The organism is uncultured Thioclava sp. (assembly GCF_913064665.1).
In the GTDB taxonomy this organism is placed as follows: domain Bacteria; phylum Pseudomonadota; class Alphaproteobacteria; order Rhodobacterales; family Rhodobacteraceae; genus Thioclava; species Thioclava arctica.
Window position 1 is genome coordinate 1 of record NZ_CAJYBT010000072.1, and the last position, 9,339, is coordinate 9,339.

Sequence of the window (9,339 nt, forward strand, 5' to 3'; positions counted from 1 at the left end):
CCCGGGCATTCTCGTCCTCGAGCGGCTTCAGCCGCCGCATCTGGTCCGGTAGCAAGCCGCCATATCGCGTTTGATGGGCAAACAGTCCCCCGGATTGTTTGCAGCCCCGCCGCACTCCAGTTGAAGTAGGTCGCCTGACTGATCCCGGCCTTGCGGCAGATCTCTGCGACCGGTGTTCCTTCCTCGCCCTGCTTCAAGATGAACGCCTTCTGCGCCGCCGTGAACTTCGATGCCTTCATCGTTCTCAACGCCTCTCCAAGCCAGGAAAGCTTAGCCAAAAACTCCAGTTCCAAATGGTCCAGTTTTCAGGGGCAGAGCAGTGCCGCGCCTCGGCAACGTCATCCAAAGCTGGCTGAATTCACTGAGCGATCACCATGTTCGAAGCTCCGCCCCAAGAGTTTCGGCTTGGGGCGGGCGAATGTCACGCGTTCACGTAGTTGCTGGGGAACAGGGCGCGAAGCGAGGCTTCATCACCGGGCGTTTTGAAGGTCTCGCCCTTGCCAATCTGCTGCGCTTTTTCAACGGCGGGGCGTGCGTTGATTGCCTTGAACCAGCGCGCGACTTCGGGAAACCGCTCCAGACCGTCGCCGCCCAGCACACGCTCGCCGCGGATGGCCCAGCCCCATGCAGAAATGTCGGCAATGGAATAGCTGTCACCCACGATGAACGCGCGGCCCTTCAGATGGTCATTGAGCACCTGATAGTGACGCTCGGCTTCGTGCATGTAGCGGTTCTTGGCATAGGGAAGGTCTTCGGGCGCACTGTGGTGGAAGTGAACGCTTTGGCCCGAAAACGGCCCCAGACCCGAGGCAATGAACAGCAGCCAAGACAGCAACGCTCCGCGATCTTCGGGCGCGCCTCCCAGCTTGCCCGTCTTGTCCGCGAGATAGAGCAGGATCGCCGTACTGTCGAACACGACGGTGCCATTGTCATCAATTGCGGGCACCTTGCCATTGGGGTTGATGGCGCGGAATTCCGGCGTGTGTTGCTGACCCTGCGCGGTGTCGACGGGCATCAATTCGTAGGGCAGATCGGTCTCTGCCAAGAACAAGGCGATTTTCAGCGGGTTCGGCGTCGGATGATAGTAAAATTTCAACATATCTTTTCCTGTGGGCTTGAGAACAGCTGGGGTCATTCAACCGCAGTTGCGATTTTGTCTTGGGTTTTCGTGTCGAAATCCGAGGCATCGTGGCGCTCGTGCAATTGCTCGTTCAGCGGACCGCGGGTGCGGTTCACGATGCGGCCACGTTGAACGGCGGGGCGGGCAAGGATCTCTTCGGCCCAGCGACGCAAATGGGTGTAGCTTTCCACATCAAGGAACTCGCCCGCATCATAGGCTTCACCCAAGACCAGATTGCCATACCAGGGCCATGTCAGCATATCCGCGATGGTGTAGTCGTCGCCGCCCAGATACCGGTGCTCGGCGAGTTCCCGGTCCAACACATCCATCTGGCGTTTTACTTCCATCGTGAAACGGTTGATCGGATATTCAAACTTTTCAGGCGCATAAGCGTAGAAGTGACCGAACCCGCCCCCCAGATAGGGCGCAGAGCCTTGCAGCCAGAACACCCAGTTCAGTATCTCGGTGCGTTGCGCGGGATCGCTGGGTAAAAACGCCCCGAACTTCTCGGCCAGATACAACAGGATCGAGCCGCTTTCGAACACGCGCGTGCCCGTGTCGCGATCCATCAGCGCCGGGATCTTGGAGTTCGGGTTCAGGGCCACGAAACCCGAGGAAAACTGATCGCCCTCGCCGATCCTGATCAGATGGGCGTCATATTCCGCGCCCGTCTTGCCAAGCGCCAGAAGCTCTTCCAGCATGATCGTGACCTTCTGGCCATTGGGCGTGCCCATCGAATAGAGCTGAAGCGGGTGCTTCCCGACGGGCAGTTCCGCGTCAAAGGTCGCGCCCGCGATCGGACGGTTGGTTTTGGCCCAATCGCCGCCGTTTTCGGCATCCCAAGTCCAGACCTTGGGGAGGGTGTAGTCGGCCATAGCGTGTCTTCCTTTCAAGTAGATCGAGTGCCTGAACACGCGCAACACAGCGTCTTCAATGCTGATCAAGCGCGTACAGGTAGAAGTTTTTTTTGCACAAATATGCAGCGCAACTGTTTTCCGGCTTCATCATGACCACCTCCAAATCTGTCAGGGAGGTCGCAGGGCGGCCTGTTTTCGAGTTTCCGTTCACTCCATACGAATTCTTGAGCAATCGCTCAACAATTATCACGCCGATCACAGCCTTGTGAAGCGACAGACAGGAGAATTAGAGCATTCAAGGCGCGATCAGTGGAAGAGAAGGCGCGCTTATAGGGACGAAACCCAACGATCCGACCCCGTAAGATCACGCCAACGGGCAACAGCTCTTGCCCCCATTCTGCGTGGCCTTTCTATCTGCTTTCCAAAGGCTAGCAGAGGGAGTAGGCATCCCAATCCTTAAAGATTTGGGGCAAATCATGGCGCAAAATGCCACCATCTATAAAGTTGAACTCTCTGTCTCGGACATGGATCGTCACTATTATGAGACCCATAAACTGACCGTGGCCAAGCATCCCTCAGAGACGGATGAACGGCTGATGGTGCGCATCGTCGCTTTTGCGCTCAATGCCCATGAGCATTTGGAAATGACGAAGGGCCTTTCGACGGATGACGAGCCAGACATTTGGCAGAAAAGCCTGAGTGGAGAGCTTGATGTGTGGGTGGCTCTGGGACTTCCAAGCGAGAAGGTGATGCGTCAATCTTGTAGCAAAGCCGACAAGGTGATTGTCTATCCCTATGGCGGCAGGACGGCCGAGATGTGGTGGGACAAGATTAAAAACAGCACCACCCGTTTTGATAATCTTCAGGTGATAAATTTCTCCGAAACCGACACTGGCGCATTGGCAAAACTGGCAAGCCGCGCGATGAAGCTCCAGATCAATATTCAGGACGGCGATGTGATGGTCAGTGTTGATGATAGCATCGTTTACGTCACCCCCGTAAAATGGAAGAGCGCTGCGTAAGTCACGCATGCCCGTAGCAAAGACGGGCGTGAGTTGCTCCGAGGTGGCCGCCTCGGTCAGAGGTGATGCGCCAATATCCGTATCTGGCAAGCTGCCCCGCAGCCGCCGATCCCTGTGATCAGCGACGGCTTTGGACCGGTTTCCCAACAGAATAAGCTGTGAGCGTTCCTTGTTGATGCACCTGATCGAATACTCAGCCAAGCGCCTCGGCGAGGAAGTCGAAGACGAGACGCAGTCGGCGGTTGCGGTGGACCTCGCGGTGCGCGACCAGCCAGACGGGAAAGGTGACAGGAACGAAGTCGGCCAGCGCGCGTGCGACCTGTGGGTCGGCATCGCCGATGCGCGCGTCGATGAGTGCCAGGCCGAGCCCCTGCTTCACCATCGACCAAGCGGCGAGGTAGCTGGTGCAGCGCAGCGGAAAATTCCGCACGCCAAGGCCCGGGATTAGCGGACCCAAACGGGACAGGAAGTCCACCGGGTCGCCCGGCGCAATCAGGCTGGCGCGCGACAAGTCTGCGGGCGTTTTGAGCGGCCCTATCCGGTCGAGATAGGACGGCATGCCGTAGAACCGCCCTTCGGCCTCGCGGATCTTGCGCGCGATCAGCTCGGGCTGCTCGGGTCGGAAGTTACGGATCGCGATATCGGCCTCGCGCCGCATCAGGTCAGAGGCGCTATTCTCGGCGATCACGTTTACCACAATCTGCGGTTCCGCCGCCTGCAACCGCGCGATGATCGGCGGCAATAGCAGCCCGGCATAGAGGTCAGAGGCCGAGATTGTCACCTCACCCTCCAACGCCTCGCCCTGCCCCAAGGCGGCAAGCGACAGTTCGCGCGCGGCCTCGCCCATGGCGCGGACATGGGTGAGCAACTCGTGCCCTGCCGGTGTCGGCTGCAGCCCGCGGCCAAAACGCTCGAACAGCAGAACGCCAAGCTCGGCCTCAAGGGCAGCGACCTGACGACCCAGCGTCGGCTGTGCAAGACCCAGCGCCCGCGCCGCGGCCGACAGCGACCCCTCCTCGGCCGTCACCAAGAAGGCCCGCGCGCAATTCCAATCAAAGGTTACTGACCGCCAATCCATGCTTTTATGCATATCAGATCGGCAGATTGCGTCAATTTTGTTGAAGCTTGGGATCGGCTAGAGATGCCCTGACAACGCAAGCAAGAGGCCAGATCACATGAAACGCATCTGCATCATCGGTATTTCCGGCAAGCTCGGCCAATACATGGCCGAACACGCGCTGGCGCGCGGCTATGAGGTTGTGGGCGTCTGCCGCCCCGAAAGCGTGGCCAAGCTCGCGCGCTTTGGCGAGCGCATCACGATCTTTCCCGGCCGCAGTGACGATCGGGTCGTGATCGACGCGGCGCTACAGGGCTGCGACGGGGTGCTTACCGTTCTCGTCCCTTGGGGCGTCACGGGCTATGCCACCGGAACGGCGCAGGCGGTGCTTGATCTGGCGCCACCAAGGGCGCGGCTGATCTTTTCCGGCGGCTGGCATCTCTCGCGCGACGGCAGGGATCGCTATTCGCTGAAGTTGCGCGCTTTCGTAGCCGTTTTCCGTCGCCTTGCCCGTTGGCTGCGCGTTGCCGATCTCGGCGATCAAGAAGAGGCGGCGCGCCGCATTTTCGCTTCGGAACGGGCATGGACGCTTGTGCGCGGCTCGGATCTCGAAGAAGGGCCAGGTGTTGGGCTGCCGGTCTGGGCGCGCCATGTCGGCGACCCGGTGCTGGCCTCCAATCGCACCCGGCGCAGCGATTTTGCGCTGTTCATGCTTCATGCTCTGAGCGACCCGACGCTGATCCGCGAAGCCCCCGCGATTGTCGGGCGCGACACAGCTTCCGCGCGCGCGCACGCCGGAGACGGTGCGCAACGCGCGCAACCGCAGGCTTGACCCGCGCGGCGTTTCGCCCTAAACACCGACCCGGCTGCAGACGCCCGCCACCCGCAGACGGCAACGTCATGGTGAAGTTCTGCCTCAGATCATTCTCTGTTATTCTTCTTCCGCGTCTCGCGCGGATGGCAATGCGGGTTCCATCCAATCATAGCGAGACCCGCATGAGGAACCAGAGATGTCCGATCTCGCCCACAACCGTTTTCTTGATGCCCCCCTGACGGGGCTTTACGCGCGCACCTCCCTGCCGATCATTTTCGTGATGGGGATGAACGGGCTTTTGACCGTGGTCGATGCGCTGTTCCTGGGGCATTACGTCGGCCCTGAGGCGCTGGCCGCCGTCACCCTAATCTTCCCGCTTTACATGTTGCTCGTGGCCTTTGCCTCACTGGTCTCGGGGGGCATGTCGAGCCTGCTGGCGCGTCATCTTGGCGCGGGCCGGGTCGCGGCTGCGCACAGGCTCTATGCCAGCGCCCATTGGCTGGCGTTGAGCGCGGGCGCGGCGTTGATCGTGCTTTATGTGCTTGCCGGTGCCCCGATGGTGCGGCTTGCGGCGGGTGGCAATACCGGGCTTGCCGCGATGGCCACGACCTATCTGAGCGTCTTGGTCACCTTCTCGCCGCTGCTCTTCGTGCTCTCGGTCAATTCCGACGCGCTGCGCAACGAGGGTCATGTCGGCGTCATGGCTGCAATGAGTCTGCTCGTCTCGCTAAGCAATATCATCTTCGACTACCTGCTGATCGCGGTCTTCGATTTCGGTGTCGCGGGCTCGGCTTGGGGCACGGTTCTGGCGCAGGCGTTGGCGCTTTCCCTCATCATGGCGTTTCGCATCCGCAAAGGCACGATCCTGCATCCCGGCGCGATTTTGCGCCACGTCACGGCCCGAGATTGGGGGGGCATCCTCGCGCTCGGCGCACCGCAAAGCCTAAGTTTCATTGGCGTGGCGCTCGCTTCAAGCGCGATCCTGACGGCGCTGCAACTGATCGACAGCCCCGATTATACGGTTACGGTTTCGGCCTATGGCATCGCGACTCGCGTGATGACCTTCGCCTTCCTGCCGCTATTGGGCCTTTCGCAAGCCATGCAGACGATCACCGGCAATAACCATGGCGCGGGCCTGTGGCCACGTCGCGACACCAGCCTGCAAGTGGCGGCGGGGGCCGCGTTGATCTTTTGCGCCGCAGTGCAGTTGCTGGTGACCCTGTTTGCCGCAGGGATCGGGCGCGCTTTTGTCGCCGATCCGCAGGTGGTGGCCAAGGTTGGTGCCATCCTGCCCACGATGGTAGCGCTGTTTGCGCTTTCGGGGCCGCAGATGATGCTGGCGGCGCATTTCCAGGCGATCGGCGATGCCCGGCGTGCGGCGGTTCTGGGATTGGCCAAACCCTATCTCTTCGTCTTGCCGCTGACGTTCGCGCTGCCGTTGATGTTTGGCGAGGCGGCGATCTGGTGGACCGGCCCCAGCGCCGAAGCCCTGCTTCTGGGTCTCACCGCGTTGGTGCTGTCGCAAAGCGCGCGACGGCAATCGCTGCGCTGGGGGCTTTTTGCAACGCCGGTGGAGGTGAGCCAATGACAACGCCACTTCCCAGCCTTGCCGCAGCTAAGGCCGAGGCCAAGCGCCTGCGTGCCAAACTCCGGGTCGATGCGACCGAGATCAGCCATAGCGAGTCCCTTGAGCGCCTCGCTCATCGCCACGGGTTTCGCGACTGGAACGGCTTGAGTGCCGCCATTGCGGCCCAGTCATCCAAGGGCTTCACCCCGGGCGGACGCGTGCAGGGGCGCTACTTGTCCCAGCCGTTCACGGCAACGATCCGCAATGCCACAATGCTGTGGCCGGGCTGGTTCCGGCTGGAGCTTGATCTGGACGAAGCCGTCGATGTCGTCACATCCGAGGCGTTCTCCAACTTCCGCAAGCGGATCTCGGCGACGGTCGGCCCCGACGGGTATTCTCGCGAGAGAACCTCGGATGGGCACCCGCATCTGGAGATCACTCTATGATGTCGCAGCGCCTTTGTGCCAGATACTCGGGGGATCGCGATCATCACGACAGATCATTGCAGTGCTCCAGCAGAGTCTGGGCGTCGGACACCGCAAACATTGGAGATTGAACAATGCGCCTTCGGAAAATGAGGTCAGACGAATTCGGGGATTATGTCGCTTACTTCGTGCCCGATTACGCGGCAGAAATTTCGACCAATTACGACGTGGATATGCAAACGGCCCGCGCAAGGGCAGAACGCGAAGTCGCACGAAGCCTCCCGAAGGGGGTCGAGACAGAGGATCAGATTCTCTTATGTGTGGTTCACGACGATGCGGATACGGTGGTCGGATATCTATGGTGCCACCCAGACGACGAAAGCCAATCCGTCTTTATCAGCGATTTCTGCATCCTGCCCCCCTATCGCGGCCGGGGCTATGGACGATCCGCTTTGGTGGCGCTTGAAGCGATGTTCGCGCAAACCGAGTTCAAGGAACTTCGACTGCGCGTCGCGGCGGACAATTACGGCGCAGAGCGTCTGTATCGGTCGATGGGATACCGACCGACAGGCATTAATATGCGTAGACCCATCGCGAGCTCTGAGCGACCCTGATGTTGCACGCATCAGTTGAATTGCGGTACAAAAAATAACCTCAAACCGATGAATGGAGCCTGCTTTAGGATCCAAACGGACGAGTTTGAACTCATGGCAATCCTACGCAGGGATTAATGGGACATCGCCAGCAATATTATCACGGCGAGCAAGAACAATATATCAACGCCCGGAAGCGGTGCTAGCAAACGCCCAAGGCACAATGTTGATTGCCGATATCTGCCCCCGAAACACAGCCTCATCCGCTGAAAACGGTTTAGCGTTGGCCGCCAAGAATTGCCTGAACGACATGGATCACCCCGTGCTTCATCAAAGAAAAAGACTTCCGGAAACAATCCGTCATTTCTCCCGTCATTGTTCATATAATCAATACTTCTCAAGTGGTTACGTGGATCTTACATAAGGGGACGTAACCTGCTGGCGCCCTCCTGTGAACCTATACTTTAGGACCATATCACTAATATCAGCTTAATCTATTTGCGGTTCCAGAGTTTAGACACGACGACTGGAATTTGAGAAACCCAATAGAAAGCTGAGCCCGGCACGGCTATCGCCGTTTGGGGGCGCAGCTACATATTCTCGTCAATAACGCGGGCGTCACGTTCAAGACGCAAAGGGGGGTACTCGCGCCAGTCGCGCATCAAATCCCCCCGTCAGTAAGGTTAACCGTCAGGATCGCCCCCCCATGTCTCTGCGTGCTGCAGATATCTGCGACGCGAAGGGCGGGAAACATTCGAAATTGGCTGGGGATTGGCTGTTATACCGACCCTTAACATTTCTACGCGCCGTCTCGACAGGGGCGCCCAGAACGGTCAGCACCGTGACGGACGCCGCCGCGCACTAGGTGTTCAGTCCCGGCATCTGGTGGATCGGATTTTGGATGAATCGATCCAGCTCTGAAGTCCATATCTTGCAGATGTATTCGTAGGGCGTGAGTCCGTTGAGGGTCTTGAGCCTACGTGCGAAGTTGTAGGCGTCAATGAAGTCTGCAAGGTGGGTGCGCAGCGGATCGTGGTTGTCGTAATGGAAACGCTTGACCGTCGCCTTCTTGATCGTACGGCCCCGCTGGCTGGCAGGTGCTTGCCAACAAACACCGAGAAGCATGCGCTCGTCTTGGCCATTGGTCCTCGGATGGTTGAGCTTGGTCAGGTGGTACTTGACCCCATTTGCCTCGTAGATCATGACGAACCGCATCTGCCGCGAATATGCTGCGTTCCGGTAGCGGGGATGCTCGGCAAACCGGATCCCGTTATCAGGGAGCGCCCCACCAAAATTCGTATACTGACATAACATGCGATTTGTTATCTGCTGATCTTCAACCCCAAGGAGATCAGACCTGTCGAAACGGAAGCAACATCACCTAGGGCTTATAGCCAAGGTGGCGTTGGAAGCGTTGAAGGGCGAAGAGTTGGCCGGTCGATTTGGGGTCCGAGGGTCGCTTGCTCTACAATATCTTCGTAGCTCGACTGTGGTAGTCTCTGAAAGACGAATGCGTCTATCTGGACGCCGAAAAGTTTGCGACAGGACTCGATAGAGGTCACGACCCCACCTTCCAGAAACGCAATCCTGAGCCTCGATACGGCCCAAAATCTGACGACACAAGTCTGCCATATCGCCGTCATCACAGCCCGCAAGCGGGTGGCCTGACAGAAAGCCACTGGCGATATCTAACGCAGCTAGCGCGAACTCCTCCTGAACCGCTGAAATCCCGCCATCGGGACCAAGCTGAAGACGCACAACTTCGAAAAATAGAAGGTAGAACCCAGGATTGGCACCCTGGGTCTCAACCGGATGACCAGACTTGGCCACCCAGGTTGAGACCGCGCCGCCCGAATCCCGTCTCGGAAGGCGCGCGCGCCCGAG

At 59.2% G+C, this 9,339-nt stretch carries 8 protein-coding genes and 2 pseudogenes; 5 read left to right on the top strand and 5 right to left on the bottom strand.

Annotated features, from left to right (window positions below; genetic code table 11):
- The 3 genes and pseudogenes from QZ571_RS17820 to yghU all read right to left on the bottom strand — a co-directional run.
- A pseudogene (locus tag QZ571_RS17820) lies at positions 1 to 239 on the bottom strand (transposase); the annotation flags it as partial.
- Between the two features lie 182 nt (positions 240 to 421).
- Positions 422 to 1,099 (bottom strand): glutathione S-transferase family protein, encoded by a 678-nt coding sequence (locus tag QZ571_RS17825; RefSeq protein ID WP_295537441.1) that lies wholly within the window; start codon positions 1,097 to 1,099, stop codon positions 422 to 424.
- A gap of 32 nt (positions 1,100 to 1,131) precedes the next feature.
- The gene (gene yghU / locus QZ571_RS17830) at positions 1,132 to 1,995 is read right to left on the bottom strand and encodes a glutathione-dependent disulfide-bond oxidoreductase (protein WP_295537443.1); all 864 of its coding nucleotides are present in this window, start codon (positions 1,993 to 1,995) and stop codon (positions 1,132 to 1,134) included.
- A 458-nt stretch (positions 1,996 to 2,453) separates the two neighbouring features.
- Here yghU and QZ571_RS17835 point away from each other — a divergent pair, with 458 nt between their 5' ends.
- Complete coding sequence (locus QZ571_RS17835; protein ID WP_295537445.1) at positions 2,454 to 2,999, top strand: YaeQ family protein; 546 nt, start codon at positions 2,454 to 2,456, stop codon at positions 2,997 to 2,999.
- A gap of 193 nt (positions 3,000 to 3,192) precedes the next feature.
- Here the strand turns inward: QZ571_RS17835 and QZ571_RS17840 are convergent, their stop codons facing one another.
- Positions 3,193 to 4,077: a LysR family transcriptional regulator gene (locus tag QZ571_RS17840; protein ID WP_295537446.1), complete on the bottom strand. Its 885-nt coding sequence runs from the start codon at positions 4,075 to 4,077 to the stop codon at positions 3,193 to 3,195.
- 97 nt (positions 4,078 to 4,174) lie between these two features.
- Here QZ571_RS17840 and QZ571_RS17845 point away from each other — a divergent pair, with 97 nt between their 5' ends.
- From QZ571_RS17845 to QZ571_RS17860, 4 genes are all read left to right on the top strand, one after another.
- Positions 4,175 to 4,888, top strand: coding sequence for an NAD(P)-dependent oxidoreductase (locus tag QZ571_RS17845; protein ID WP_295537447.1), 714 nt, complete (start codon positions 4,175 to 4,177; stop codon positions 4,886 to 4,888).
- Between the two features lie 178 nt (positions 4,889 to 5,066).
- Positions 5,067 to 6,458: an MATE family efflux transporter gene (locus QZ571_RS17850; RefSeq protein ID WP_295537449.1), complete on the top strand. Its 1,392-nt coding sequence runs from the start codon at positions 5,067 to 5,069 to the stop codon at positions 6,456 to 6,458.
- A complete protein-coding gene (locus QZ571_RS17855) occupies positions 6,455 to 6,883 on the top strand; it encodes a glyoxalase superfamily protein (RefSeq protein ID WP_295537451.1) in 429 nt (142 codons plus the stop codon). The genes QZ571_RS17850 and QZ571_RS17855 overlap by 4 nt, the downstream gene beginning before the upstream one ends.
- 113 nt (positions 6,884 to 6,996) lie before the next feature.
- Entirely contained in the window at positions 6,997 to 7,476 is a 480-nt protein-coding gene (locus QZ571_RS17860; RefSeq protein ID WP_295537453.1) for a GNAT family N-acetyltransferase, read from the top strand.
- Between the two features lie 840 nt (positions 7,477 to 8,316).
- Here the strand turns inward: QZ571_RS17860 and QZ571_RS17865 are convergent.
- Positions 8,317 to 8,643 (bottom strand): annotated as a pseudogene (locus QZ571_RS17865) (IS3 family transposase); the annotation flags it as partial.
- Between the last annotated feature and the right edge of the window lie 696 nt (positions 8,644 to 9,339).

Excerpts from the sequence above, each read along its gene's own strand:
- QZ571_RS17825 (WP_295537441.1), bottom strand. The coding sequence starts at position 1,099 with ATGTTGAAATTTTACTATCATCCGACGCCGAACCCGCTGAAAATCGCC.
- yghU (WP_295537443.1), bottom strand. The coding sequence starts at position 1,995 with ATGGCCGACTACACCCTCCCCAAGGTCTGGACTTGGGATGCCGAAAAC.
- QZ571_RS17835 (WP_295537445.1), top strand. The coding sequence starts at position 2,454 with ATGGCGCAAAATGCCACCATCTATAAAGTTGAACTCTCTGTCTCGGAC.
- QZ571_RS17840 (WP_295537446.1), bottom strand. The coding sequence starts at position 4,077 with ATGGATTGGCGGTCAGTAACCTTTGATTGGAATTGCGCGCGGGCCTTC.
- QZ571_RS17845 (WP_295537447.1), top strand. The coding sequence starts at position 4,175 with ATGAAACGCATCTGCATCATCGGTATTTCCGGCAAGCTCGGCCAATAC.
- QZ571_RS17850 (WP_295537449.1), top strand. The coding sequence starts at position 5,067 with ATGTCCGATCTCGCCCACAACCGTTTTCTTGATGCCCCCCTGACGGGG.
- QZ571_RS17855 (WP_295537451.1), top strand. The coding sequence starts at position 6,455 with ATGACAACGCCACTTCCCAGCCTTGCCGCAGCTAAGGCCGAGGCCAAG.
- QZ571_RS17860 (WP_295537453.1), top strand. The coding sequence starts at position 6,997 with ATGCGCCTTCGGAAAATGAGGTCAGACGAATTCGGGGATTATGTCGCT.